The organism is Serratia sp. BNK-4 (assembly GCF_048685115.1).
In the GTDB taxonomy this organism is placed as follows: Bacteria; Pseudomonadota; Gammaproteobacteria; order Enterobacterales; family Enterobacteriaceae; genus Serratia; species Serratia bockelmannii.
The window spans coordinates 803,748-830,487 of the sequence record NZ_JBLQTM010000001.1 but is presented as its reverse complement, the minus strand read 5'-3'; the positions used below and the strand labels follow the sequence as shown (position 1 = coordinate 830,487).

Here is a 26,740-nt window from a genome sequence, read left to right as displayed (position 1 = left end):
CAGCCATAGAAAAAGGCGCTGAATTCAGCGCCTTTTTTGTTTCCTTCTGCCGGATTACTTACGGCGCCAGGTGGTGCCCTGCGGGCCGTCTTCCAGCACGATGTTCATCTCGTTCAACCGATCGCGAGCGGCATCCGCCAGCGCCCAGTCTTTGGCGGCGCGCGCTTCGTTACGCTGTTTGATCAGCGCTTCAATCTCCGCCACTTCGCCGTCATCAACCTGAGCGCCCCCTTGCAGGAACTGCTCCGGCTCCTGCTGCAGCAGGCCGAGCACTTTCGCCAGCTTGCGCAGTTCCGCCGCCATGCCGTTGGCCGCCGCCATGTCTTCACCCTTGAGGCGGTTAACCTCGCGCGCCAGATCGAACAGCGCCGAGTAGGCTTCCGGGGTATTGAAGTCGTCGTCCATCGCTTCGCGGAAGCGGGCTTCGAACGCTTCGCCGCCGGCCGGTGCGGCGTCGGCATCGGTGCCGCGCAGCGCGGTATAGAGGCGCTCCAGCGCGGTGCGCGCCTGCTTGAGGTTCTCTTCGCTGTAGTTCAGCTGGCTGCGATAGTGGCCGGACATCAGGAAGTAACGCACCGTTTCCGCATCGTAATGGCCGAGCACGTCGCGGATGGTGAAGAAGTTATCCAGCGATTTGGACATCTTCTCTTTGTCGATCATCACCATGCCGGAGTGCATCCAGTAATTGACGTACGGGCCGTCGTGGGCGCAGCTCGACTGCGCGATCTCGTTCTCGTGGTGCGGGAACATCAGATCGGAACCGCCGCCGTGGATGTCGAAGTGGGTGCCCAGCTGTTTGCAGTTCATGGCGGAGCATTCGATATGCCAGCCCGGACGGCCCGGCCCCCACGGCGACTGCCAGCTCGGCTCGCCCGGCTTGGACATTTTCCACAGCACGAAGTCCATCGGGTTGCGCTTCACGTCGTCGATTTCCACGCGCGCGCCGGCCTGCAGCTGATCCAGATCCTGGCGCGACAACAGCCCGTATTGCGGATCGCTGTCGATGGAGAACATCACGTCGCCGTTGCTGGCCACATAGGCGTGATCGCGATCGATCAGGCGCTGCGTGATCTCGATGATCTCGGCGATATGCTGGGTCGCGCGCGGCTCTTGATCCGGACGATCGATCAGCAGCGCGTCGAAGTCGGCGTGCATTTCCGCCAGCATACGCTCGGTCAACTGGTCGCAGGTCTCATGATTTTCCGCCGCGCGGCGAATGATTTTGTCGTCTACGTCGGTGACGTTGCGCACGTAGTTCAGCGAATAGCCGAGATAGCGCAGGTAACGCGCCACCACGTCGAAAGCGACAAAGGTACGACCGTGGCCGATGTGACACAGGTCATAAATGGTTACCCCGCACACGTACATGCCCACTTTCCCGGCATGAATGGGTTTGAATTCCTCTTTTTGACGACTCAGGGTATTAAAAATCTTTAGCATCGGGAGATTCCGTGGTGTGCGTGATAACAAAAAAGATAACCGGGCTTCAGGTTTCCGCCCGGTAGCGTATTGAAACCTGAAGCCTGATCTATTGCAAGGTTAAGGCCATGCTTTGCTGGCTTCACGCGAAGAAAACGCGCAAAATTCGGCGGTCAGCGCAATTGTTATAATATAACATAAACACAATTACCACAGACAGTGCGCGGTTGAGCCGCTGCTGACTCGCTAGGGCGGATATGTTATAAGGGCGGTCTGAATGTTCACTCGCTTTACGTGACGTCTCACTTCACCTTGTTAGGATTAAAACTATGGTTACTTTCCACACCAATCACGGCGATATCGTTATCAAGACCTTTGCTGACAAAGCGCCGGTTACCGTTGAAAACTTCCTGAACTACTGCCGCGCCGGTTTCTACGACAACACCATCTTCCACCGTGTGATCAACGGCTTCATGATCCAGGGCGGCGGTTTCGAGCCGGGCATGAACCAGAAAGCGACCAACGCGACCATCAAGAACGAAGCCAACAACGGTCTGAAAAACACCATCGGCACCCTGGCAATGGCACGTACCAACGATCCGCACTCCGCCACCGCACAGTTCTTCATCAACGTGGCTGACAACGACTTCCTGAACTTCCGCGGCGAAAACGCGCAAGGTTGGGGCTACTGCGTGTTTGCAGAAGTGGTTGAAGGCATGGACGTGGTCAACAAGATCAAAGGCGTGAAAACCGGCCGCAGCGGCATGCACCAGGACGTACCGGTAGAAGACGTCGTGATCAACAGCGTGACCGTCAGCGAGTAATCGCGGCTGCATGAGTACGCTGTTCATCGCAGATCTGCACTTGTGCGCACAGGAACCGGCAATCACTGCCGGTTTTCTGCGTTTTTTACGGCGCGAAGCGGTGCACGCCGACGCGCTGTACATCCTCGGCGACCTGTTTGAAGCCTGGATCGGCGACGACGATCCCGAGCCGCTGCATGCGGAGATCGCCGCGGCGCTGAAAGCGCTGCAACAGGCCGGCGTGCCCTGCTATTTCATCCACGGCAACCGCGATTTTCTGCTCGGCAAACGCTTCGCCCGCGCCAGCGGCATGCAGCTGCTGCCGGAAGAAAAAGTGCTGGAGCTGTACGGCCGCAGGATCCTGATCCTGCACGGCGACACCCTGTGCACTGACGATCAAGCCTATCAGCAATTCCGCCGTAAAGTGCACAACCCGCTGATTCAAAAACTGTTCCTCGCGATGCCGCTGCGCTGGCGACTGAAGATCGCCGCCAAGATGCGCGCCCGCAGCCAGCAATCCAACCAGTACAAGTCGGACGCCATCATGGACGTCAACCCGCAGGCGGTCGAGCAAACCATGCTGCGCCACGACGTGCACTGGATGATCCACGGCCATACCCATCGCCCGGCGGTGCACCGGCTGGCATTGAGCAATGGCGAAGCCCATCGCGCGGTGCTGGGTGCCTGGCACGTCGAAGGATCGATGATCAAAGTCAGCGCCGACGCCGTCGAGCTGATCTCATTCCCATTCTGAATTCCGCACTGGCGCGCGAGTAAAAATTCGCGCTTTCGACGGTGAAAACCGGCGACGCAACCGTTTTCCTCGCCGTGCGCTCATGGTATGCTCTACGCCCTCATTCGGCCCTCAGCCGACGCCAGAAAAATCACAGGAGCCTTACACCCATGGGAGCCAACGCCGCTTCAGCCGCCAATACCGGGGCGAAAATCGCAATTGTAATGGGATCGAAAAGTGACTGGGCCACCATGCAGTTCGCCGCCGAAGTCCTGACCCAGCTCGATGTCCCCTTCCATGTCGAAGTCGTTTCCGCTCACCGCACGCCGGACAAGCTGTTCAGCTTCGCCGAGCAGGCTGCCGCCAACGGCTTTGACGTGATCATCGCCGGCGCCGGCGGTGCGGCGCACCTGCCGGGCATGCTGGCGGCGAAAACCCTGGTGCCGGTGCTGGGTGTGCCGGTGCAAAGCGCCGCGCTGAGCGGCGTAGACAGCCTGTACTCCATCGTACAGATGCCGCGCGGCATTCCGGTGGGCACGCTGGCGATCGGCAAAGCCGGCGCCGCCAACGCCGGGCTGCTGGCGATGCAGATCCTGGCGCTGCACGACGCCGCGCTGGCGCAGCGTTTGGCGGACTGGCGTCAGGCGCAGACCGAAGACGTCTTGAACCACCCCGATCCGCGGGAGGACGCATGAAGCCGGTTTGCGTACTGGGCAACGGCCAACTGGGGCGCATGCTGCGCCAGGCCGGCGAACCGCTGGGCATCGCCGTCTACCCTGTCGGCATCGATGCCGAACCTGAAGCGGTGCCGTATCAGAACAGCGTCATTACCGCCGAGATCGAACGCTGGCCAGAAACCGCGCTGACGCGCGAGCTGGCGACCCACAGCGCCTTCGTCAACCGTGACATCTTCCCGCGTCTGGCGGATCGCCTGACGCAAAAACAGCTGCTCGACCAGCTCGGCCTGGCGACCGCGCCGTGGCAGCTGCTGGCGAGCGCCGCCGAATGGCCGCAGGTGTTCGCTGCGCTGGGCGAGCTGGCGATCGTCAAACGCCGGGTCGGCGGCTATGACGGCCGCGGCCAATGGCGCTTGCGCCCGGGCCAGGAAGCCGAACTGCCGGCCGACGCCTATGGCGAGTGCATCGTCGAGCAAGGCATCAATTTCTCCGGCGAAGTGTCGCTGGTGGGCGCGCGCGGCCACGACGGCCGTTCGGTATTCTACCCGCTGACCCACAACCTGCATGAAGACGGCATCCTGCGCACCAGCGTGGCGCTGCCGCAGCCCAACCCGGCACTGCAGCAACAGGCCGAGCAGATGCTGGCGGCGATCCTGAACGAGCTGAATTACGTCGGCGTGATGGCGATGGAGTGCTTTATCGTCGGCGATCGGCTGCTGATCAACGAACTGGCGCCGCGCGTGCACAACAGCGGCCACTGGACGCAAAACGGCGCGTCCATCAGCCAGTTCGAATTGCACCTGCGCGCGATTCTCGGCCTGCCGCTGCCGCAGCCGGTGGTGAGCACGCCGTCGGTGATGGTCAACCTGATCGGCACCGCCGTCAACGAACAGTGGCTGTCGCTGCCGCTGGTGCATCTGCACTGGTATGAGAAAGAGGTGCGCCCGGGCCGCAAGGTCGGCCACCTCAATCTGAACGACCCGAGCGCCGCCGATCTGCGCCAGGCGCTGCAGGCGCTGGCGCCGCTGCTGCCGGGTGAATACCAAAGCGGGCTGGCCTGGGCACAGCAGAAGCTGGCTTAACGGTTTATACCGCCGAAAAGAAGAAGGTTCAGCCCAGGCTGAACCTTTTTTTTGCCGCAAAGATCAACGCGAGCCGATGTTACGCAACGGTTTGCCGGCCATCAGATTGCGTTCAATATGTTCCAGAGAAATATTTTTCGTTTCCGGGATCAGCGCCAGCGTGATGAAAACAAACAGCACGTTAAGCCCCGCATAGACCCAAAAGGTGTGAGCGCTACCCAACGAATTCAGCATGGTCAGGAATGTCGCCCCCACGATCATATTGGCGATCCAGTTAGTGGCGGTGGAACAGGTGATGCCGAAATCGCGGCCTTTCAATGGCTGGATCTCTGAGCACAGCACCCAAATCAGCGGGCCGGCGCTCATGGCAAAGCCGACGATAAACATCAGCAGCATGACGATGGCGAAATATTGCTCCGCCGCCGAGTTCATGCCGATGTTCATCATGGCTCCCAGCGCCCCCATGCCGACGGCCATCACGATAAACCCAAGGATCAAAGTGGGCTTGCGGCCCCAGCGGTCTACCAGCCCAATAGCGATAAAGGTGGCCAGCACGTTGACCAGACCGACGATCACCGTGCCCCACATCTGCTGTTCCGTACTGGCGAAGCCCGCCAGACCGAAAATCTTCGGCGCGTAGTACATGGTGACGTTCATCCCGGTGAACTGCTGCATCACCTGAAGAAGAATGCCAAGGAAAACCGCGCGGCGGAAATTTTTATTGCCTTTGAATAACGCCCAACCGCTTTGCTTCAGTTTGAGGCTTTCACGAATTTCATTCAGTTCATACTGCGCCTGGGCACTGCTGTCGCGCAGCTTCTCCAACACCTGACGCGCCTGCTCATGACGATTGCGCGAGGCCAACCACCGCGGGCTGTCAGGTAAAAAGAACACGCCGACCAACAACAGCCCGGCCGGGATGGTGATGACGCCCAACATCCAGCGCCAAGCACCGGTATAGCTGAATGCCGTATCAGACAGGTAAGCGGCCAGAATGCCGATGGTGATCATCAATTGATACATCGAGATCATGCTGCCGCGGATTTTCTCCGGCGCGATTTCAGAAAGATAAATCGGCGCGGTATAAGAAGCGATCCCCACCGCCAATCCCAGCAGAATACGTGAAACGATCAACACCTCCACGTTGGGGGCGAACGCAGAACACAGCGATCCCGCCACGAAGAGGATAGCGCCGATCATCAAACTGTATTTGCGCCCCAGCCGGAAGTTCATCCAGCCGCTGCCGATGGCGCCGACGGCGGCGCCAAACATCATTGAGCTGACCACCCACTCCTGCTGAGAGCTGGTGATCTGAAAAGTCTCGGTAATAAACGGCAGGGCGCCGGCGATCACGCCGATATCAAGACCGAACAGCAGGCCGGCCAAGGCGGCTAAAAAACAGACGAAAAAAGTCATGCCGACATGAGTCGGGCTTTTCTCCGCCGGTGTCACTTTGACGGTATCGCTCATACAGCCTCCAAGAGAAAACGGTCATCAGTGTGCGACATGATAGGAGGCAATGCGTCGAAGATAAGTGAGTGCGATCACATTAGTGAAAACGGTTACATTCCATTAAAAATGGATATGCTGTTTTTTAAGGTGGATAAAGTCGCTTAATTTATGCATAACCCTATAAATTAATGCATAAAATAGGCGAAACCGACCTGATATCCGTTGCACCGATTATCAAAAGCAGTCGTATTGACACAACATAAATGTAATCGATTTCACTCAAGGTAGGCATGAAGAGGAATAGCACCAGTAACGCGCCCAAGAAAAACGGCAGGCCCGGCCACGCTTGGCGGCAACGGACCTGCGACAGCAAGATCAGCCCTCATAACTGCGGAACAGCGCCCGGCCGCGCAGCAGGCGCACGCCCAGCCAGCCGCCGCACAGCGACAGCAGCAGCGCGCTGGCCAGCGGCAGCGCCCACCACAGCACCGGCGTCGGCGTCCACGGGAAGTCAAACACCCGGCTCTGCAGCAGCCACAGCGCCGCCTCGGCGCCTACCGCCGCCGCGATGCCCGCCACCAGCCCCAGCAGGGCGAACTCGCACCACAGCGTGCGGCGCAGCAGCCGTTTGCCGGCCCCCAGCGTGCGGTACACCACCAGCTCCTGGCGGCGCTGACGCATGCCGACCTGCACCTGTGCCAGCAGCAGTAGGCCGCCGCACAGCACCACCAGCACCACCATCACCTCCAGCGCGCGGCTGACCTGTTGCAGCACGCCGCCGACCTGTTTCAGGATCGCGCCGATGTCCAGCAGGCTGAGCGTTGGGAACTGGCGGTTGAGCTGGGTCAGCATCTGGCCGTCGCCGTCGTAGCGGAAGCTAGTGAGCCAGGTCTGCGGCTGGCCGTCCAGCGCGCCCGGCGGGAAGATAAAGTAAAAGTTCGGCTTCAGGCTTTCCCAATCCACCTGGCGCAGGCTGGTGACTTTGGCGCTGAACGCCTGGGTATCGCCGCTGAAGGTCAGCGTGTCGCCCAGCGTGATCTTCAGCCGCCCGGCGATACCTTCATCCATCGAGACTTCGCCGCTTTTCGGCGGCCAATTGCCCGCCACCAACGGATTGTGATCCGGCAGTTCGGCCAGCCAGGTCAGGTTCAGCTCACGGTTCACCGCCTCGCCGCCCGGATCGTCTTCATGCACCCGTTCGGTCGCCACCTGCTGGTTTATCTCGGTCAGGCGCACCCGGACGATCGGGTAATAGGTTTCCGGTTTGATCTGGTGCTGCTGCAGGAAGGTTTTCACCTGCGGCACCTGCGCCTCGGTCATGTTGAGCAGGAAATAGTTCGGGCTGTCCGGCGGCAGCTGTTGCTGCCAGCGTTCGAGCAGATCGCCGCGCAGCACCAACAGCAGCGCCAGCAGCATGAACGACAGCGAGAACGCCGCCAGCTGGCTGATGGTCACCCACGGCTGATGCAGCAGGCGGTTGACCGCCAGCCGCAGCGCCAGGCTCTTGAGCGTGATGCGGCGCAGCAGCAGCAGGCTGCCCCAGCCGATGCCGCCCAGCAGCAGCGCCAGTACCGCCATACCCGCCAGGATCGCCCACAGCAGCGTGCTGGCCCCCATCAGCGTCACCAAAAGCGCCACCACGATCGCCACCGTCACCGGCAGGAAGTAGCGCAGCGGCCAGACGTTGGCCACCACATCGCGGCGCAGCACCCGCAGCGGCTGGGTAGCCAGCAGTTGGCGATACGGCCGCAACCCGACCAGCAGCGAAATCAGCACCAGCGCGCCGAGCGCCCACAGCCACGGCCAGGCGCCGGCGGCGGGCAATGCAGCCGGCAACACCGGTTTCAGCAGGCGAATCAGCAGCGCTTCGAACGCCAGCCCGATCGCCCCGCCGCACACCGCCGCCAGCGCCATTACCGCCAGCCACTGGCCGACGATCAATTTACGCAGCGCGCCGCGCCCGGCACCAAGAGTTTTCAGCACCGCAATCAGATCGTAGCGGCTGCGGCAATAGTGGCTCATCGCCACCGCCACGGCGGCGATCGACAACAGCAGCGTCAGCAGAGCCGACAGCAGCAGGAACTGTTGGGAGCGCTGCAGCGACTTGCCGAGCGCGCTGCCGGACTCCTGTAGCCCGAACCAGCGCTGATCCGGCGTCAACTGCGGCGTCAACCGCGCTTCGTAACGCTGAATATCCGGCTCGGCGCCGGCGAACATGTAGCGGTAGGTCAGCCGGCTACCCGGCTGCACCGCGCCGGTCTTATCGACGTCCGCCAGGTTGATCATGATGCGCGGCGCGGTCTGGAACGGATTGAAACCGGCGTCCGGCTCCTGAATGATTTCACCGGCGATGCGCAGCGTGGTGTCGCCCACCTCGAGCGAATCCCCCACTTTCACGTTCAGCAGCGCCAGCAAACGCGGCGCCACCAGCACGCTGCCCGGTTCGGGCTGGATGTTGGCCGGGCGCGTTTCCAGCTTGCCGTACAGCGGATAGGCCAGATCGGTGGCTTTCACGTCCGCCAGCTGCGGCCGATCGCCGGCATAGGTCATGGTGGTGAACGACAGCTGACGACTCACCTTCAGCCCCTGTTGCTGCGCGTCCAGCAGCCAGCCTTCCGGCACCGGATGCGCGCTGCGCAACACCCGATCGCCGGCGATAAAGTCACGGCTCTGCTGGCTGAGCCCTTTGTCCATGCGATCGCTGATGCTGCCCAGCGCCAGCACGCAGGCCACGGAGAGCGTCAACGCCAACCAAACGATCAGCAGCGACGGCGAGCGCCATTCGCGCCAGAACCAGCGCCAGATCATGCTTCCTCCCACAGCTTGCCTTCACGCAGCCGCAGCCGCCGCTGGCAGCGCGCCGCCAGGGTTTCGTCATGGGTCACCAGGATCAGGGTAGTGTCAAAATCGCGGTTGAGGGAAAACAGCAGGTCGGCGATGCGATCGCCGGTCTGACGATCGAGGTTGCCGGTCGGTTCATCGGCGAACAGCACCCGCGGTCGGCCGCTGAAGGCGCGCGCCAGCGCCACGCGCTGCTGCTCGCCGCCGGACAGCTGCGCCGGCAGGTGATCGAGCCGTTTCCCCAGCCCCAACTGATCGAGCAGTTGCACCGCCTGCTCGCGGCTCTGTCTGTCGCTCTCGCCGCGCAACAGCGCCGGCAGCTGCACGTTCTCCAGCGCGTTCAGCGTCGGCACCAGCATGAACGACTGAAACACGAAGCCGACATTCCTGGCGCGCAGCGCGGCGCGCCCCTCTTCGTCCAGCGCGGTCAGCGACTCGCCGAGCAAGCGCACCTCGCCTTCGCTGCCGTCATCCAGCCCGGCCAAAATGCCCAGCAAGGTCGATTTCCCCGATCCGGATTCGCCGATCAGGGCGATCGTCTGCGCGGGTTTGACAAGCAGCTCGACTCCGGTAAGGATGGTGAGCTGATGCTCACCCTGACCAACGTGTTTACTAAGATGATGAACTTCAAGAACGTTTTCCGCTGGCATCTTCCCTTCCTTTTGCTGTTGGGATTATTCAGTTTACGCGCTGCCGCCGCCGATACCTTGTTGATTTTGGGCGACAGTTTAAGCGCCGGCTACCGCCTGCCGATCGAGCGGGCGTGGCCGACGCTGTTGGCCGAACAGTGGCAGAAAAAGTCGGGCGCGCCGCAGCTGGTCAACGCCAGCATCAGCGGCGACACCGCCGCGCAGGGGCTGGCGCGTCTGCCCGCGCTGCTGAAACAGCATCAGCCGCGCTGGGTGCTGATCGAGCTGGGCGCCAACGACGGCCTGCGCGGCTTCCCGGCGCAGGACGTACAGCGCGATCTCGGCCAAATCATCACGTTGGTGCAGCAAGCCGGCGCGCAGCCGCTGCTGATGCAGATCCGCATCCCGCCGAACTACGGCCGCCGCTATACTGAAGCGTTCAGCGCCGTCTACCCGGCGCTGGCCAAACAGTTCAACATTCCGCTGCTGCCGTTCTATATGGAACAGGTGGTGGTGAAGCCGGAATGGATGCAGGATGACGGATTGCACCCCAATGGGGATGCCCAGCCGTTTATCGCCACCTGGATGGCGGAGCGCCTGGAGCCTCTAGTAAAGCATGAGTCTCACTAAATTAGGGTCGTACACTAGGTAAAGTTATGCAAAAAGCGGTATTGATAACCGGCTGTTCCAGCGGGATAGGCTTGATTGCGGCGCAGGATCTGCGCAACCGCGGCTACCGGGTGCTGGCTGCCTGCCGCAAACCGCAGGACGTGGAAAACATGCGCCAGCTCGGGCTGGAAGGCATCGAGCTGGATCTGGACGACAGCGCCAGCGTCGAGCGCGCCGCCGCCGAGGTGATCGCGCTGACCGACGGCCGCCTGTACGGCCTGTTCAATAACGGCGGTTTCGGCGTTTACGGCCGGCTCAGCCGCATTTCGCGCAGCCAGCTGGAGCGGCAATTCGCCACCAACCTGTTCGGCACCCACCAACTGACCCAACTGTTGTTGCCCGCGATGTTGCCGCACGGCGAAGGGCGCATTATTCAGACCAGTTCGGTGATGGGCCTGGTTTCCAGCGCCGGGCGCGGCGCCTACGCCGCCAGCAAGTTCGCGCTGGAAGCCTGGTCGGACGCGCTGCGCATGGAGCTGCACGGCAGCGGCATTCAGGTCAGCCTGATCGAACCGGGGCCGATCTCCACCCACTTTAGCCAGAACGTCAACCAGGCGCAGAGCGACAAGCCGGTGCACAATCCCGGTATCGCCAAGCGTCTGACGCTGCCGCCGGAGGCCATTCTGCCCAAATTGCGCCACGCGCTGGAAAGCCCGCGCGCCAAATTGCGCTACCCGGTGACCCTGCTGGCGCACGCCATGAGCGTGCTGCGCCGCATTTTGCCGGGCCGCTGTCTGGATTGGCTGCTGCGCAGCAACGCTTAATTCGCCCGCCGGGGTTGAAGAATGGCGGCGCGCCCCCATCTACACCCCATGGCTCCGCACGATCAGAGAGAAAAAAGATGCTAGCTCAAGCTGTTGTTGATATTAACGAAACTAACCTGCACCAGACGCTGGAACAGTCGATGTCCATTCCGGTGCTGTTCTACTTCTGGTCCGAGCGCAGCCAACACTGCCTGCAGCTCACGCCGGTGCTGGACAAGCTGGCGGCGGAATACGCCGGTCAGTTCATTCTGGCCAAGGTGGACTGCGACGCCGAACAGATGATCGCCTCCCAATTCGGGTTGCGTTCGATTCCGACGGTCTACCTGTTTAAAGACGGTCAGCCGGTCGATGGCTTCCAGGGCCCGCAGCCGGAAGAAGCGATCCGCGACTTGCTGCAGCGTTTCCTGCCGAAGGAAGAAGATCTGAAACTGGCGCAGGCGCAAGAATTGCTGGCCGCCGGCAACGCCGCCGAAGCGCTGCCGCTGCTGAAAGACGCCTGGCAGAGCAGCCAGCAGCGCAGCGACATCGGTCTGACGTTGGCCGAAACCCAGATCGCCCTCAGCCGCAGCGAAGATGCCGAAGCTGTGCTGGCGACCATCCCGCTGCAGGATCGCGATACCCGCTATCAGGGCCTGGTGGCGCAGATTGAACTGTTGAAGCAGGCGGCGGACACGCCGGAAATCCAGCAGCTGCAACAACAGGTGCAGCAGCAGCCGGACAACGTCGAACTGGCGGTGCAGCTGGCGCTGCAGCTGCATCAGGTCGGGCGTAACGAAGAAGCGCTGGAACTGCTGATGGGGCATCTGAAGAAAGATCTGGCCGCCGCCAACGGCAGCGCGCGCAAAACCCTGATGGACATTCTGGCCGCGCTCGGCACCGGCGACGCGCTGGCCGCTAAATATCGCCGCCAGCTGTACTCCCTGCTGTACTGATATCCGTCATACTTGAAGCTGCATCCAGGCGGCAAATGTGAGAAGCCCTGGGAACTTAGATAACTAAGTGACCAGGGCTCGAACGTGCAGCCAGCTTGAAATATGACGGGGATTAGCGATAGACCCGCACCCCGCCCTCCACGCCCGCCGGGCTGAACAACACCTGCCACAGCTGAATGTTGCGCGAACGGAACGCGCCGGCGCAGGCGTTCAGGTAATAGGTGAACATGCGTTCGAAGCGCTCGGAATAACCGCCCATCAGATCCGGCCACGCCCGTTTGAAATTCTCCAGCCAGGCCATCAGCGTGCGATCGTAATCGGCGCCAAAGTTGTGCCAATCCTCCATCACGAAACGCCCTTCGCTGGCCTCGGCGATATGCCGCACCGAAGGCAGGCAGCCGTTGGGGAAGATGTATTTGTCTATCCAGGCGTCGACGTTGAGATCGGTTTGATTGGAACCGATAGTGTGCAGCAGGAACAGACCGTCGGGCTTCAGGTTGCGCGCCGCGACGCTGAAGTAGGTCTCGTAGTTTTTCGGCCCGACGTGCTCGAACATGCCGACCGACACGATGCGATCAAACTGACGATCCAGATCGCGGTAATCCTGCAGCAAGATCTCGACGTCCAGCCCGGCGCAGCGTTCCTGCGCCAGCTTCTGCTGCTCGGCCGAAATGGTCACGCCGTGCACCGAGACGCCGTAGTTTTGCGCCGCAAACTGCGCCAATCCGCCCCAGCCGCAACCGATATCCAGCAGCGTCATGCCCGGTTTCAACTGCAGTTTTTCGCAGATCATCCTGAGCTTGGCCTGCTGCGCCTGCTCCAGCGTCTGCGCCTCTTTCCAGTAGCCGCAGGAGTATTGCATATAAGGATCGAGCATCGCCCGGAACAGGTCGTTGCCGATGTCGTAGTGCTCTTTGCCCACCTGCCAGGCACGCTTGCGCGATTGGCGATTGAACAGCCGGGCATAGGCGATGCGCGCGATGTCGCTCAGGCTTTTCGGCAGCCGCTCATCGACGCCGGCCTGCAGAATGCGGGTGAACAGCATGTCCAGCCGTTCGCACTCCCACCAGCCGTCCATATAGCTTTCGCCGAAGCCGAGCGAGCCTTCCTGCAAAATGCGTTTGAACAGCGCCGGGTTATGCACCCGGATATCCCAGGCGCGCGGGCCGTTGATGGCGACGCCGGCTTCCGCCAACATCTCCTCCACAATGCGATACCAACGATCCTTCTTCTGGGCGAGTTCATCAACACTGAGCGAATCCATAACAATCCTTGGCCGAAATGTCATTTCAAAAAGCATAGTCGCAAATAAAAATGACAACTTTTTGACGGTAAATACAGGGGGTGTTTTTACTCTAGCCAAGGCGAGCAACAGCATGAAATGAATAAAAATTATTGAAATCATGCCATTTAGGCATACTTATTTTTCAGCTGTGCCACACTTGTCGTGACAACACTCTGTTCCAGACGCGGGATCCACCGCTCGCGGGTTGCGTCAGCGCCCTGGATTAAGTCGCGGTATCAGTAGGCATTTTTCCGGCGCTGACGTAATATCTGTTTACATATGTCTGACAGGAGGTTTGCATGCTTACTTTTATTCCCATCGTGATCGTCGTCGCGCTGATTGTGGTGTTCGCCGGCGTCAAAATTGTGCCGCAGGGGTTCCAATGGACGGTAGAACGCTTCGGCCGCTACACCAAAACGCTGATGCCGGGGCTGAACCTGGTGGTGCCGTTCATGGACCGCATCGGCCGCAAAATCAACATGATGGAGCAGGTGCTGGATATCCCTTCCCAAGAGGTGATTTCCCGCGATAACGCCAACGTCGCCATCGACGCGGTGTGCTTCATCCAGGTGGTCGATCCGGCGCGCGCCGCCTACGAGGTCAGCAACCTCGAACAGGCGATCGTCAACCTGACCATGACCAACTTCCGCACCGTGCTCGGCTCAATGGAGCTCGACGAAATGCTGTCGCAGCGCGACAGCATCAACAGCCGCCTGCTGCACATCGTCGATGAAGCGACCAATCCTTGGGGGGTGAAAATCACCCGTATCGAGATCCGCGACGTGCGGCCGCCGGCGGAACTGATCGCCTCGATGAACGCCCAGATGAAGGCCGAGCGCACCAAGCGCGCCGACATCCTGGAGGCAGAGGGGGTGCGTCAGGCGGCCATTCTGCGCGCCGAGGGGGAGAAACAATCGCAGATCCTGAAGGCCGAGGGCGAACGCCAGTCGGCGTTCCTGCAGGCGGAAGCGCGTGAACGCGCCGCCGAGGCCGAGGCGCGCGCCACCCAGCTGGTATCCGACGCCATCGCCAGCGGCAACATTCAGGCGGTGAACTACTTCGTGGCGCAGAAATACACCGACGCGCTGCAAAAGATCGGTTCCTCCAACAACAGCAAAGTGGTGATGATGCCGCTGGACGCCAGCAGCCTGCTCGGCTCGATCGGCGGCATTACCGAACTGCTGAAAGAAAGCAAAGGCAAATAATCATGCTCGAACTGATCGCGGCGAATCCGCTGTGGTTCTGGCTCTCTCTCGGGGGCGTGTTGCTGGCGGCGGAAATGCTCGGCGCCGGCGGCTACCTGCTGTGGAGCGGTGTGGCGGCGCTGTTGGTCGGCGCCCTGATCTGGCTACTGCCGCCGCTTTCCTGGGCATGGCAAGGCATGATCTTCGCCGTCCTGACCGTCGTCGTCGCTTACCTGTGGTGGTACTGGCTGCGTCGGCGCCCGGCGGCCGCATCCGGCGGGTCGCCGGTGCTCAACCAGCGCAACCGCCAGCTGATCGGCACCCGCGCCACGCTGACGGAGCCAATGCACAACGGTATGGGGCGCATTAATATCGGCGACAGCAGCTGGCGCGCGCAGGCGGCGGAAGATCTGCCCGCCGGCACCGAGGTGGAAGTGGTGGCGGTGGAAGGGGTCACGCTGGTGATCCGCGCCATCAGCCGTTAATTAGAACGACAACACCCCGCCAGGTTATTGATGATGGGGCACTCCGCCCCCTCATCGCCCGGGCATTGTTCCGCCAGCGTCAGCAGGCGCTGGCGCATGTTCCCCAGCTCGCTGATGTGCTTTTCGATCTCCGCCACCTTCTGCAGCGTGCGTGCCTTCACGTCGGCGCTGTGGCGGGCCGGATCGTTGAACAACGCCACCAGTTCGCGGCACTCGTCCAGGTTGAAGCCCACCTGCCGCGCCTGACGCAGCAGCGTCAGCTCTTCGACATGCTTGGCGGAATAGTGGCGGTAACCGTTGTCGCTACGGATCGGGGCGGTAATCAGCGCTTTCTCTTCGTAAAAACGAATCGTCTTGCTGGTTAACCCGGTTTTTTTCGCGACGTCGCTAATATTCATTTTCCCTCCTTGACCTTACCCTTGCTGGAAGGTTTAAGCTCCATTCTTAGTGAAAACAGGTCAGGCGGTCAACCTTTAAACACCGCCTCTACGCAAGGAGTTCAATCATGTCACACACCACTATGCTGGCATTGCAGGGGTTGTCCTGCATGAACTGCGCGCAGCGGGTGAAAAAAGCCCTGGAAAGCCGCAGCGATGTCGAACAGGCGGAGGTTAACGTTCATTACGCCAAAGTGACCGGCGAAGCGCCGGACAGCGCATTGATCGACAGCGTGATCGCCGCCGGCTATCAGGCCGAAGTCGCGCCGCGCGCCGACACCGAACTGCAGCTGAGCGGCCTGAGCTGCATGCACTGCGTCGGCAGCACCCGCAAGGCGCTGGAAGCGGTGCCGGGGGTGTTCGCCGCCGAGGTCGAGATCGACAGCGCGAAAGTGTACGGCGATGCCGATCCGCAGGCGCTGATCGCCGCGGTGGAACATGCCGGTTATCACGCCAGCGTGGCGGGTGCCGTCGTCCCAAAAACTGAGCCGTTGACTGACGCAACACCTTCGTTGCCGGACGTTCAGCCAGCGGCGCAGCCTCCCCTTCCGGCAACCGACAACGCGGACGACAGCGTACAGCTGCTGCTCAGCGGCATGACCTGCGCCAGCTGTGTCAATAAAGTGCAGCATGCGCTGCAAAGCGTCCCCGGCGTTGAACACGCGCGCGTCAACCTGGCGGAGCGCAGTGCGCTGGTCACCGGCGCCGCCGATGCGCAGGCACTGGTAGCGGCGGTGGAAAAAGCCGGCTACGGTGCCGAGATGATTCAGGACGAGACAGAACGTCGCGAACGCCAACAGCAGACCGCACGCGCCAACATGAAGCGCTTTAGCTGGCAGGCGGCGCTGGGGCTGGCGTTGGGTATCCCGCTGATGGCCTGGGGGCTGTTCGGCGGCAGCATGACGCTGACGCCGGAAACCCAGCGCCCCTGGCTGCTGGTCGGCGTCATCACCCTGGCGGTGATGGTGTTTGCCGGCGGGCACTTCTACCGCAACGCCTGGCGCGCGCTGATGAACGGCAGCGCCACCATGGATACCCTGGTGGCACTCGGCACCGGCGCCGCCTGGCTTTACTCGATCGCCGTCAACATTTGGCCCGATTTCTTCCCGATGGAAGCGCGCCACCTCTATTACGAGGCCAGCGCGATGATCATCGGTTTGATCAACCTCGGCCATGCGCTGGAGCAGCGCGCTCGTCAGCGTTCTTCACAGGCGCTGGAGCGGTTACTGGATCTGACACCGCCCACCGCGCGGCTGGTGACCGACGACGACGAACGCGATATCCCGCTGGCGGAGGTGCAGCTCGGCATGACGCTGCGGCTGACCACCGGCGATCGCGTGCCGGTCGACGGTGAAATCGTGCAGGGCGAAGTCTGGCTCGATGAAGCGATGCTGACCGGCGAAGCGGTGCCACAGCAGAAAGGCCCCGGCGATACGGTGCATGCCGGGACGGTGGTCGACGACGGCAGCGTGCTGTTCCGCGCCGCCGCCATCGGTAGCCAAACCACGCTGGCGCGCATCATCAAACTGGTGCGTCAGGCGCAGAGCAGTAAACCGGCGATTGGCCAGTTGGCTGACCGCGTCTCGGCGGTGTTCGTGCCGGCGGTGGTGGCGATCGCCCTGTTCAGCGCAGCGATGTGGTACTTCTTCGGCCCGCAGCCGCAGCTGGTCTATACGCTGGTGATCGCCACTACGGTGCTGATCATTGCCTGCCCGTGCGCATTGGGCCTGGCAACGCCGATGTCGATCATCTCCGGCGTCGGCCGCGCGGCGGAGTTCGGCGTGCTGGTTCGCGACGCCGACGCCCTGCAACAGGCCAGCCAGTTGGACACCCTGGTGTTCGACAAAACCGGCACCCTGACCGAAGGGAAACCGCAGGTGGTGGAGATCCTGACCTTCAATCAGGTCAGCGAGCAGCAGGCGATCGGCTGGGCCGCCGCGCTGGAACAAGGCTCCAACCACCCGCTGGCGCGCGCCATCATGGAACGCGCCGCCGGGCAAACGCTGCCGCAGGTGGCGCAGTTCCGCACCCTGCGCGGCGCCGGGGTCAGCGGGGAGATCGACGGCGCGCAGTTGCTGCTGGGTAACGCCGCGCTGCTGGAACAGCATCAGGTCGCGACCGCCGAACTGGATGCGCCGATGCGCGCCCAGGCCGAACGCGGCGTGACGCCGGTGCTGCTGGCCGTTGACGGTAAACCGGCCGCGCTGTTCGCCATTCGCGATCCGCTGCGCGAGGACAGCATCGCGGCGCTGCAGCGCCTGCACCAGCAGGGATATCAGCTGGTGATGCTGACCGGCGACAACCCGGTGACCGCCAACGCCATCGCCAAAGAGGCCGGTATCGATCGGGTGATTGCCGGCGTGCTGCCGGACGGCAAAGCGGCGGCGATCAAACAGCTGCAGGCGCAGGGCCAACGCGTGGCGATGGTCGGCGACGGCATCAACGACGCCCCGGCGCTGGCGCAGGCCGACGTGGGCATCGCGATGGGCGGCGGCAGCGACATCGCCATCGAGACCGCCGCCATCACCCTGATGCGCCACAGCCTGAATGGCGTAGCGGATGCAGTGGAGCTGTCGAAGGCCACGCTGCGCAACATGAAGCAGAACCTGTTCGGCGCCTTTATCTATAATACGCTGGGCATTCCAATCGCCGCCGGCGTGCTCTACCCGCTGACCGGCACACTGCTCAGCCCGGTGGTGGCGGGTGCCGCGATGGCGCTGTCGTCGATTACCGTAGTCAGCAACGCCAACCGGCTGCTGCGTTTTAAACCCAGGAAGTAAGCTCCGGGGCGCCGTCAAGGCGCCCCGCTGTTTTCCGGGCTTCCCTGCGCGGCGGATAGCGTTTAGCATGAATGACGATTTTCCCTCGCCTTGCACGCGAAAACGCGCACCCGTTATTCAGGAGCCACGCCGTATGGGTCAACTGTTACGCCGCCTCGCCGCCTTTCTCGGCCTGATCTCGCCCAAAAATTACGCTTATCCGGCGCTGGACATCACCCTGCCGGGCAAACGTCGGCTGCATCTGGTAGGCAGCATCCATATGGGCACCGTCGATATGTCGCCGCTGCCGCCCCGGCTGGCCGCCCGGCTGCAACAGGCCGACGCGCTGATCGTCGAAGCCGATATCACCGGCGCCGCCTCCCCTTTCGACCACGCCGAACAGCAGCCGGAGCTGGAACAGCGCCTGTCCGCCGAAGAGTATCAACAGCTGCTGGCGCTGTGCCACGAACTGGGCGCCGATCCGCACGCCTTCGCCACCCTGCCCGGCTGGCAGGTGGCGCTGATGATGCAGGCGCGGCAGGCTCAGCGTCTGGGGCTGCGCGCAGAGTACGGCGTAGATTATCAGCTGCTGCAGGCCGCCCGGGCGCAGGACAAACCGGTGATCGAACTTGAAGGGGCGCAGCAGCAGTTGGCAATGCTGGAACAGCTGCCGGAAGGCGGCATCGCACTGCTGCGCGATACGCTGGAACACTGGCATACCAACGCGCGGCTGCTGCAAACCATGGTGAGCTGGTGGCTGGACGCCAAACCGCGCGGCACGCTGGACACGCTGCCGGCCACCTTCAGCGCTGGGCTTTACGACGTGCTGATGCATCAGCGCAATCGCGACTGGCGGCGTCAGCTGGAGGCGCTGCCGGCCGGGGACTATGTGGTGGCGGTTGGCGCATTGCACCTGTATGGCGAGGATAACCTGCCGGCGATGCTGCAGCCACAGGGGTAAAAAAGTGGCCAATATCACTATTGGCCAGTCAAAGAGGAATTTCTTGTATTCTAGTTATACGCATAGCAACCGTGTTAACGGTTACAGTAAACAGGGTAGCAACCCGGTGAATATCTTGGCAACCCGCTTTATGTAACAGCCGCTCAGGTTGCCGTGCAGGTTGGATTTTTGTATTTTTAAGACTGGTTATCACCCCTTCCCCGCTGGGGACATTTTGGACAACACATCATGACGCCCGCAGTCGTTCTGCTTGAAAAACAAAAGGTCACCTTTACCCTCCATCCTTATCACCACGACAGCGACGAAACTAATTTCGGCGACGAGGCAGTGAGAAAGCTGGGGCTGGATGCCGATCGGGTTTACAAAACCTTGCTGGTGGCGCTGAACGGCGACGCCAAACACCTGGCGGTGGCGGTCACGCCGGTCGCCACCCAGCTGGATCTGAAAAAGGTTGCCCGCGCCCTCGGCGCCAAAAAGGCCGAGATGGCCGATCCGCAGCTGGCGCAGCGCGTCACCGGGTATCTGGTGGGCGGCATCAGCCCGCTGGGGCAGAAAAAACGGCTGCCGACGGTGATCGACAGCCCGGCGCAAGCGTTCGCCACCATCTACGTTTCCGGCGGCAAACGCGGGCTGGACATCGAGCTGGCCGCCGCCGATCTGTGCCGCCTGCTGGCCGGCAGCTTCGCCGACATCGCCAAACGCGACTGACGACGCGTACTCAGCGGCACACCACCGTGGCGTCACAGGCTGCCAGCGTCTCCACCAGGCGGTCCTCCAGCGCCTTCACCTCCGCGCCGGGCACCAGATAGTTGTTGCTGATAATGGCGAACGCCAGCGGCCGTCCGGTCGCCGAATCGACATAGCCGCTGAGCGATGAGACCCCGGTCATGGAGCCGCTCTTGGCGTGGGCGCGCCCCGCCGCCGCGCTTTTTACCATACGGTGCTGCAGCGTGCCGCCCACCAGCAACCCCGGCTGGCCCGCGACGGGCAAAGCGCGATACCAGTCGGCGAACCACGGCTGTTTTCTGGCCGCCAACAGCAGCGTCGTCAGCTGTTGCGGCGTGATCTGGTTCATGCGCGACAGCCCTGAACCGTCCACCTGACGGTACGCGCCGGCCGCGATGCCCTGGCTTTGCACAAACTGGCCGATCGCCTGCAGGCCGGCGGCCCAATCCCCCTTACCCTGCGTTTTGCGGCCCATCGCTTTGGTCAGTACCTCACCGTAACCGTTATTGGACACTTTCAGGAAGATGACGATCAGGCGGGAGAGCGGCGGCGAGGTTTTTTGCGCCAGCAGCTGTGCGCCGGCCGGCGTCACGCCCTCTTCAGCATTACCGCGCAGGGTAATGCCGTGCGCGCGCAGGGCATTTTGCAGTAAGGCGCCAACCACGCGGGTGGGTTGATCGACAGTGATCAATCGCGAACGGGCCTCCGCCTGCGCGGCGATGGTGCCGCTGACCACAACCCGATTACTGCCCGGCTGGCGCTCGAACGTCAGTGCGGTGTCGCCGCCGGTGCTGGTACGGTTGACCAGCGTCACCGCGTCATTGGCGGGATAGAAGCTCACCCGCCCCGGCGCACCGGCGCGGGCGCCCGGTTGCACATCCACCCGCACCACGTTGATATCGCCGCCAGGGGTAAAGGCGTAGTTTAGCGCCGAGATCGGTGCAGCGAAGGCAAAGGGTTCATCGTCCCAGCTCCAGCCGGCGCCGAATGGCGTTTGATCGAACGCGCTGGCGTCCAGGATCAGCCGCCCATGAATCTGGCGAACGCCGCGCTGCGCCAGCGTGGCGGCGAAGGTGTCGAGATCGTCAGGATGCAACGTCGGATCGCCGCTGCCCTGCAGATAGAGATCCCCCTGCAAGGTGTTGCCGCGCTGTTCACCGGTGGTCAGCAGCCGGGTTTCAAACCGGTAATCCGCCCCCAGCACGCCGAACGCCGCCAGAGAAGTGAACATCTTCATGTTGGAAGCCGGCGCCAAACGCTGCTCCGCGTGCGCCTGATAAAGCACGGTGCCGCTCTCGGCATCGCGCACCATCACGCCGCTCGACGCCCCAACCAGCGCCTTGTCCTGGCCGAGGGCCGCCAGCGCCTGGCTAAGCGTTTGCTCATGACCTTGGCCGGATGACGAACACCCCGCCAGCGCCAGGATGGCGGGCAGCAGCCAGCCTGCGGTTTTCAACATGTCATCTTCCTGTTTGCGTTATCAAAACCAAATTGTCGCTCAGGCTATCATTGGAAGGCAGCGGTGGCGAGAATGTCCGCCCCGTTTATCATTCAGCTACGCGCAGGCAACGCCAAACGACGCTCGTTGTGCGCCACCCGCCACGCCAACAGCAGCACGCAGAGACTGCAGAGCGACAGCACGGCACCCAGGTGCAGCGACAGCCCCGCCAGCACCAGGCCACCGCCGAGCATCAGGTAATACATCAGGCCAAGGATGGCGCCGGCAGTGCCCATGCAGTCTTTATAATGGCGCAGCGCGCGCGCCAGAATATTGGGAATGGCGATGCCGTACGCCATCACCACCAGCATCATCGGCAGAACAAACCACAAGGTCCCTTCCAGCAGCAATACCAGCAGGCCGCCGGTCAGCGACAGCGCGCAGGCCAGCATCAACAGTGCGGGGAACAGCCAGCGTTTGCCGATCAAAAACTTGTTGATCGCCGCGCCGATACCCACTCCGACCGCCAATACCAAACCGGTATAACCGAACCACTGCGTCGGCAATCCCAACGCTGAGAAGTGGAATGGCGCCAGTTGGTAATAGCTGAACATGCAAATATTGAACAACGCCACCAACAGCGCACTGAGCCAAATATCCCCGTCCTTGATCATCCGCCCCAGCGTGCCGAAAAATGAACTCTTCACCACCTGTTGCGGACGCGTCTCCGGCAGTTGCCAACCGGCATAGCCCAACAACAGCGCCGCCAACAGCGCCAAACCGCCGAACACCCCCTGATAGCCCCAATAGTAAGTCAGCACTGCGCCGCTCAACACGCCAACCGCCGGACTGATCGCCATGGCGATCCCCATCACCGAGAACACCCGCGCCAACTCATAACCGTCGAAGCGATCGCGAATCGCCGTTTGCGTCCCGACCGAACCGACCGCCGCGCCAAAGGCGGCCAGCACACGCGCCGCCAGCAGCACGCTGAAGCTGCCGCTGAACAGCGCGATGATAGAAGCCAGCAGATAGAGCGTCAGCCCGGCCAAAATGGTAGGACGCCGCCCGATGACGTCGCACATCCGCCCCCATACCACCACGCCGAGCGCAAAAGCGAAAAAGTAACAAGAGAGCGTTTGCGCCGCCATCTCCGCACTGACCCGGAAACCGTGCGCAATGTGCGTCAATGCCGGGCTGTAGATGGTCTCCACCACCTGGGGAAACATCATCATCGACGTCGCCAACGTCAGCGTCAGCGTCAGTTTACGTTGCATAACAGATCCTGTAGCCAAGAATAGGCTGCACAAGGTAGCATCAGCTCCCCGGTACCGATTACAATATAAAAGACAATAAATTTACAAAATCGGACATACTATGGCGTGGCTTCAGGCGCAGGACAGTTTTAATCCGGATACGCTCGACAACGGGGTACTCGGGATCGCCGCCGAACTGGCGCAGCACGACTCGGGCACGCATTGGCATGACAGGGGGCAGTTGCTGTTCTGTCAGCAAGGCAGCATGCGCATCACGCTCAACCAAAGCATCTGTATGCTGCCGCCGGGCAGAGTCGCCTGGATCCCGCCGCAGGTGGCTCACCGCGTTCAGGTCAACGGCGTCGTCGGTTACCGTTCGCTTTATCTCGACGCCGATCGCTATGCCTGTCTGCCTGCGCAGCTTGCCGTACTGACAGCCTCGCCGCTGCTGCGCGAGGTGTTGGAACGCATCGCGTTCGCCGCTTTCGACACCGACTGGCAGCACGGGCCTCACGCCAATATTCTGGCGGTCTGCCTCGACGAGATCGCCGCCGCACCGCGCGAACTGACGTTGCTGCCGCTGCCCAGCGACCGGCGCCTGCGCCATCTGACCAATCTGGACATGCTTCCGCCGCTGCACGAGCTATCGCGCTATAGCGGCGCTTCCGAGAAAACCATCAGCCGGATTTTCCGCCGTGAAACCGGTCTCAGTTATCAACAGTGGCGTCAGCAATGGCGCCTGATCAAAGCGATAGAGATGTTGGCCGCAGGGCTGAGCCAATCCGAGGTCGCCGGCCAGCTGGCGTTTTCCAGCGACAGCGCCTTCGCCACTTTTTTCAAGAATATGATGGGTTGCCCAGCGAGGGCGTATATGGAGAGACGAAAGTAAGACGCCGTCTAAAACGGCAACGCCGACAGAAGGCGTTGATGGAGAGGAGGCTCGCGAAGGCGGGAACGGCGCCCCCGCGACACGCGAGAACGCCGTTCCGCTACACCTCTATCGATAGACGATCTCGCCCTTTGGCTCGTAGGCCGCCGCATCCAGCGGCGAGTGTTTCTCGATGTACTGCTTCAGCACTTCGGCATCGATAAAGCCGGTGTTGACGTAGCTCGGCAGCCCGTCCAGCTTCGGATAGCCGTCGCCGCCCAGCGCATTGAAGTTCAGTGTCGCCATGCGGTAGGTTTTATCCGCCTGCAGCGGCTGGCCGTTGATCTTCACCTCGCTGACGCCCTTGCCGTCCGCCACTAGGCTGACGTTGGCGAACTGGGCGTAGGCGCCGGAGTCCGGCTTCATGTTGGCCACCACCGCCAGATACTGTTCAACCTCACGGCCTTTCATATCGACATGCACCAACGTGTTGCCAAACGGCTGCACCTTGAGCACGTTCTTGTAGGTGATATCGCCGCTTTCAATCGAATCGCGCACCCCGCCGCCGCTCATCACGGCGAAGTCGGCGTCGGCGCGCTCCCTCTGCGCCGCCAGCATCACCCGAGCCAGGTTGGTCTGCACGAAGCGCACCTTGCTGCGATCGCCTTCAAGCTTGCCGTTGACGCTGCCGATCTTCACGCCCAGCTGCGCCTTGCCCTTATCCTGGAACGGCGTCAGCAGCTTCATCATGGTCGGATCTTCCGCAATCTGCTGGGTGTAGTACACCCGCTCGCTGGTGCCGTCCGTCTTCTCCACCTTCTTCTTCAGGTTTACCGGGATCAGCTGATAATGCACCAGCTTCAGCTCGCCGTTGCGGAATTCGAAGTCGGCGCGACCCACGTATTTCCCCCACTCATGCGCTTGCACGATCCAGGTGCCGTTCTGGCGATCCGGCGAGCACGGCGTGCCCGGCACATAATCCACCTGTTTGCGGTTGTCGCCGGCCATACACACCGGATCCTGTGAGTGGCCGCCGACGATCATGTCGAGATATCCGGCCGGCAGGCTGCGCGCCATCTCCACGTCGCCCGGCGCGTTCGAGCCGTGTTCGCCGTTATCGTAGTGCCCCATGTGGGTGGCGGCGATAATCACGTCCGGCTTCTCGTCCTTGCGAAGTTGCTCCACCACCTGCTTCGCTTCCTGCGCCGGCACGCGGAACTCCATGTCGGTGAAGTACTCCGGGTTGCCAATCTTAGCAGTGTCGTCGGTCGTCAGGCCGATAACGGCAATCTTGATGCCCTGCTTGTCGAACAAGGCGTAAGGCTTGAACAGGCGTTGGCCGGTGCTTTTCTGATAGATATTGGCGGACAGCAGCGGGAAAGTTGCCCATTTCTCCTGCTGGCGCAGTACGCTCAGCGGGTTGTCGAATTCGTGGTTGCCGATCGCCATCGCGTCATAGCCCACCAGGTTCATGCCGCGGAAGTCCGGCTCGGCGTCCTGCAAATCCGATTCCGGCACGCCGGTGTTGATATCGCCGCCGGACAGCAACAGCAGGCTGCCGCCCTGCGCCGCCACTTCCTGACGAATGCCGTCCACCAGCGTTTTCTGCGCGCCCAGACCGTATTCGCCGTGATCGTTCTGCCAGAAGTGACCGTGATGATCGTTGGTATGCAGAATGGTGATGGCGTAGGTCTTATCCTTTTCCCAGGCACTGGCGGCCCCCGACAGCAACGTCAGGGAAACGGCCAGCGCGCATGCGGTGGTTTTCAGCGAAAAACGCATGGCGGATCTCCGTGTATTCAATAGCTTTTATGATGAGGGCGGAATTGTAGCGCGAATTAATGACAGCTGATTTCAAATTTTTGCGATGTGAGTCTGATTATTTCAGATATGGTAAAAATTGGGCGCCCTGCCTAAGATGTCATCTCTGTGCTCAACAACTTCTCAGGCTAATAATAATATGACCGACAGTAGCCAAAGCGCGATGCCGCCCGCCAAGGGCAGTGCGGTGAAGGGAACCGCCTTCTCCATCCTTGGCGCCATCAGCGTGTCTCACCTGCTCAACGATATGATCCAGTCGCTGATCCTGGCGATCTACCCGATCCTGCAAGCCGATTTCCACCTCAGTTTCGTGCAGATCGGCATGATCACCCTGACCTATCAGCTAACCGCCTCGCTGCTGCAGCCGCTGATCGGGTATTACACCGATAAACACCCGCAGCCTTACTCGTTGCCGATCGGCATGGGCTTTACCCTGTCCGGCCTGCTGCTGCTGTCGGTGGCGAGCACCTTCCCGCTGGTGCTGCTGGCGGCGGCGCTGGTGGGCACCGGCTCATCGGTCTTCCACCCGGAATCCTCGCGCGTGGCGCGCATGGCCTCCGGCGGACGACACGGCCTGGCGCAGTCGCTGTTCCAGGTCGGCGGCAACTTCGGCAGCTCGCTCGGCCCGCTGCTGGCCGCGCTGATCATCGCGCCTTACGGCAAAGGCAACGTCGCCTGGTTCACGCTGGCGGCACTGCTGGCGATCGTGGTATTGCTGCAGGTCAGCAAGTGGTATCAACATCAGCACCGGGCAACTAAAGGGCAGCCGAAAAGCCCGTCGATGCTGAAACCGCTGCCAAAACGTACCGTTGCCTACTCGCTGGGCATTCTTCTGGTGCTAATTTTCTCCAAATACTTCTACTTGGCCAGCATTAGCAGCTATTACACCTTTTATCTGATACATAAGTTCGGCGTTTCAGTGCAGAATGCGCAAATTCATCTGTTCGCCTTCCTGTTCGCTGTAGCGGCTGGCACCATTATCGGCGGGCCTCTTGGCGATAAGATAGGGCGTAAATACGTTATTTGGGGCTCTATTCTCGGCGCTGCACCATTTACCCTTGTTTTACCCTATGCATCACTCTATTGGACCGGCATTTTAACGGTGATCATTGGAGTTATTCTCGCCTCGGCGTTCTCCGCCATTCTGGTCTACGCTCAGGAGCTTATCCCCGGTAAAGTCGGCATGGTTTCCGGCTTATTCTTCGGTTTTGCTTTCGGTATGGGCGGGTTAGGCGCGGCAGTTCTTGGTTATGTCGCCGATTTAACCAGTATCGAACTGGTCTACCAAATCTGTGCTTTCCTACCGCTGATCGGCATTATCACCGCGCTACTGCCCAATATGGAGCATAAACCGCAATAACCCCGCGAACCGCCCGGATGAAATTATTTATTCATCCGGGTTATCCTACGGATAAATCAATGTTATTTGGCTTATCTGACACAAAACTCCCTTATTGCCCCGCCTTAAGTGAAATCCTCTGCTTTTTTACAAAAAAGGCCAAATTAGCCAAGCAAGCCG

The 26,740-nt window shown here is 61.5% G+C and carries 23 protein-coding genes; 14 read left to right on the top strand and 9 right to left on the bottom strand.

What is annotated here, in order from left to right; all coding sequences use genetic code 11:
• Positions 1–54: 54 nt before the first annotated feature.
• Complete coding sequence (cysS, locus tag ACMGGW_RS03935) at positions 55–1,440, bottom strand: cysteine--tRNA ligase (RefSeq protein ID WP_033637393.1); 1,386 nt, start codon at positions 1,438–1,440, stop codon at positions 55–57.
• 308 nt (positions 1,441–1,748) lie between these two features.
• Between cysS and ppiB the strand changes: the two genes are divergently transcribed.
• The 4 genes from ppiB to purK all read left to right on the top strand — a co-directional run bounded on the left by ppiB (position 1,749) and on the right by purK (position 4,714).
• A complete protein-coding gene (gene ppiB / locus ACMGGW_RS03930) occupies positions 1,749–2,243 on the top strand; it encodes a peptidylprolyl isomerase B (protein ID WP_025301816.1) in 495 nt (164 codons plus the stop codon).
• A 10-nt stretch (positions 2,244–2,253) separates the two neighbouring features.
• Positions 2,254–2,976 carry a UDP-2,3-diacylglucosamine diphosphatase gene (locus ACMGGW_RS03925; protein ID WP_060432577.1) on the top strand — a complete coding sequence of 241 codons (723 nt, stop codon included), beginning with the start codon at positions 2,254–2,256 and terminating at the stop codon, positions 2,974–2,976.
• A 149-nt stretch (positions 2,977–3,125) separates the two neighbouring features.
• Complete coding sequence (gene purE / locus ACMGGW_RS03920; protein ID WP_016928802.1) at positions 3,126–3,650, top strand: 5-(carboxyamino)imidazole ribonucleotide mutase; 525 nt, start codon at positions 3,126–3,128, stop codon at positions 3,648–3,650.
• Complete coding sequence (purK, locus tag ACMGGW_RS03915; RefSeq protein WP_004940189.1) at positions 3,647–4,714, top strand: 5-(carboxyamino)imidazole ribonucleotide synthase; 1,068 nt, start codon at positions 3,647–3,649, stop codon at positions 4,712–4,714. Before purE ends, purK begins: the two co-directional genes overlap by 4 nt.
• 63 nt (positions 4,715–4,777) lie before the next feature.
• Here the strand turns inward: purK and ACMGGW_RS03910 are convergent, their stop codons facing one another.
• The 3 genes from ACMGGW_RS03910 to ybbA form a co-directional block, all read right to left on the bottom strand.
• Positions 4,778–6,184, bottom strand: a complete 1,407-nt coding sequence (locus tag ACMGGW_RS03910; protein ID WP_193402536.1) for a sugar porter family MFS transporter — start codon at positions 6,182–6,184, stop codon at positions 4,778–4,780.
• 357 nt (positions 6,185–6,541) lie between these two features.
• The gene (gene ybbP, locus ACMGGW_RS03905; protein ID WP_025301813.1) at positions 6,542–8,974 is read right to left on the bottom strand and encodes a putative ABC transporter permease subunit YbbP; all 2,433 of its coding nucleotides are present in this window, start codon (positions 8,972–8,974) and stop codon (positions 6,542–6,544) included.
• The gene (gene ybbA, locus ACMGGW_RS03900) at positions 8,971–9,657 is read right to left on the bottom strand and encodes a putative ABC transporter ATP-binding protein YbbA (RefSeq protein WP_025301812.1); all 687 of its coding nucleotides are present in this window, start codon (positions 9,655–9,657) and stop codon (positions 8,971–8,973) included. The genes ybbP and ybbA overlap by 4 nt, the downstream gene beginning before the upstream one ends.
• On the opposite strand from ybbA, the gene tesA reads away from it, so the two are divergent.
• From tesA to ACMGGW_RS03885, 3 genes are all read left to right on the top strand, one after another.
• Positions 9,628–10,266 (top strand): multifunctional acyl-CoA thioesterase I/protease I/lysophospholipase L1, encoded by a 639-nt coding sequence (gene tesA, locus ACMGGW_RS03895; RefSeq protein ID WP_161800806.1) that lies wholly within the window; start codon positions 9,628–9,630, stop codon positions 10,264–10,266. The two genes, ybbA and tesA, sit on opposite strands and share 30 nt — an antisense overlap.
• Before the next feature lie 26 nt (positions 10,267–10,292).
• On the top strand, positions 10,293–11,069 hold the full coding sequence (locus ACMGGW_RS03890; protein WP_197832316.1) for an SDR family oxidoreductase: 777 nt from the start codon (positions 10,293–10,295) through the stop codon (positions 11,067–11,069).
• Positions 11,070–11,146: 77 nt separating this feature from the next.
• Entirely contained in the window at positions 11,147–12,001 is an 855-nt protein-coding gene (locus tag ACMGGW_RS03885) for a co-chaperone YbbN (RefSeq protein ID WP_025301810.1), read from the top strand.
• 112 nt (positions 12,002–12,113) lie between these two features.
• Here ACMGGW_RS03885 and cfa read toward each other — a convergent pair whose 3' ends face one another.
• Entirely contained in the window at positions 12,114–13,265 is a 1,152-nt protein-coding gene (cfa, locus tag ACMGGW_RS03880) for a cyclopropane fatty acyl phospholipid synthase (RefSeq protein WP_049295151.1), read from the bottom strand.
• 320 nt (positions 13,266–13,585) lie between these two features.
• Here cfa and ACMGGW_RS03875 point away from each other — a divergent pair, with 320 nt between their 5' ends.
• Positions 13,586–14,491, top strand: coding sequence for an SPFH domain-containing protein (locus ACMGGW_RS03875; protein ID WP_004940203.1), 906 nt, complete (start codon positions 13,586–13,588; stop codon positions 14,489–14,491).
• Between the two features lie 2 nt (positions 14,492–14,493).
• Positions 14,494–14,955: an NfeD family protein gene (locus ACMGGW_RS03870; RefSeq protein ID WP_025301808.1), complete on the top strand. Its 462-nt coding sequence runs from the start codon at positions 14,494–14,496 to the stop codon at positions 14,953–14,955.
• On the opposite strand, the gene cueR is transcribed toward ACMGGW_RS03870, so the two are convergent.
• On the bottom strand, positions 14,952–15,353 hold the full coding sequence (gene cueR / locus ACMGGW_RS03865; protein ID WP_025301807.1) for a Cu(I)-responsive transcriptional regulator: 402 nt from the start codon (positions 15,351–15,353) through the stop codon (positions 14,952–14,954). The genes ACMGGW_RS03870 and cueR overlap by 4 nt on opposite strands.
• Before the next feature lie 107 nt (positions 15,354–15,460).
• On the opposite strand from cueR, the gene copA reads away from it, so the two are divergent.
• The 3 genes from copA to ybaK all read left to right on the top strand — a co-directional run bounded on the left by copA (position 15,461) and on the right by ybaK (position 19,820).
• Complete coding sequence (copA, locus tag ACMGGW_RS03860; protein WP_127146257.1) at positions 15,461–18,172, top strand: copper-exporting P-type ATPase CopA; 2,712 nt, start codon at positions 15,461–15,463, stop codon at positions 18,170–18,172.
• Between the two features lie 133 nt (positions 18,173–18,305).
• Positions 18,306–19,112: a TraB/GumN family protein gene (locus ACMGGW_RS03855; RefSeq protein WP_197832317.1), complete on the top strand. Its 807-nt coding sequence runs from the start codon at positions 18,306–18,308 to the stop codon at positions 19,110–19,112.
• Between the two features lie 228 nt (positions 19,113–19,340).
• Entirely contained in the window at positions 19,341–19,820 is a 480-nt protein-coding gene (ybaK, locus tag ACMGGW_RS03850) for a Cys-tRNA(Pro)/Cys-tRNA(Cys) deacylase YbaK (RefSeq protein WP_049272291.1), read from the top strand.
• 10 nt (positions 19,821–19,830) lie between these two features.
• Here the strand turns inward: ybaK and dacB are convergent, their stop codons facing one another.
• Together dacB and ACMGGW_RS03840 are read right to left on the bottom strand one after the other, a co-directional pair.
• Complete coding sequence (dacB, locus tag ACMGGW_RS03845) at positions 19,831–21,297, bottom strand: D-alanyl-D-alanine carboxypeptidase/D-alanyl-D-alanine-endopeptidase (RefSeq protein WP_197832318.1); 1,467 nt, start codon at positions 21,295–21,297, stop codon at positions 19,831–19,833.
• Between the two features lie 92 nt (positions 21,298–21,389).
• Positions 21,390–22,553 (bottom strand): MFS transporter, encoded by a 1,164-nt coding sequence (locus tag ACMGGW_RS03840; RefSeq protein ID WP_197832319.1) that lies wholly within the window; start codon positions 22,551–22,553, stop codon positions 21,390–21,392.
• Positions 22,554–22,653: 100 nt separating this feature from the next.
• Between ACMGGW_RS03840 and ACMGGW_RS03835 the strand changes: the two genes are divergently transcribed.
• On the top strand, positions 22,654–23,421 hold the full coding sequence (locus ACMGGW_RS03835; RefSeq protein WP_147823487.1) for an AraC family transcriptional regulator: 768 nt from the start codon (positions 22,654–22,656) through the stop codon (positions 23,419–23,421).
• Positions 23,422–23,529: 108 nt separating this feature from the next.
• Here ACMGGW_RS03835 and ushA read toward each other — a convergent pair whose 3' ends face one another.
• On the bottom strand, positions 23,530–25,182 hold the full coding sequence (gene ushA, locus ACMGGW_RS03830) for a bifunctional UDP-sugar hydrolase/5'-nucleotidase UshA (protein ID WP_197832320.1): 1,653 nt from the start codon (positions 25,180–25,182) through the stop codon (positions 23,530–23,532).
• A 178-nt stretch (positions 25,183–25,360) separates the two neighbouring features.
• On the opposite strand from ushA, the gene ACMGGW_RS03825 reads away from it, so the two are divergent.
• The gene (locus ACMGGW_RS03825; RefSeq protein WP_049206191.1) at positions 25,361–26,581 is read left to right on the top strand and encodes an MFS transporter; all 1,221 of its coding nucleotides are present in this window, start codon (positions 25,361–25,363) and stop codon (positions 26,579–26,581) included.
• Positions 26,582–26,740: the final 159 nt, after the last annotated feature.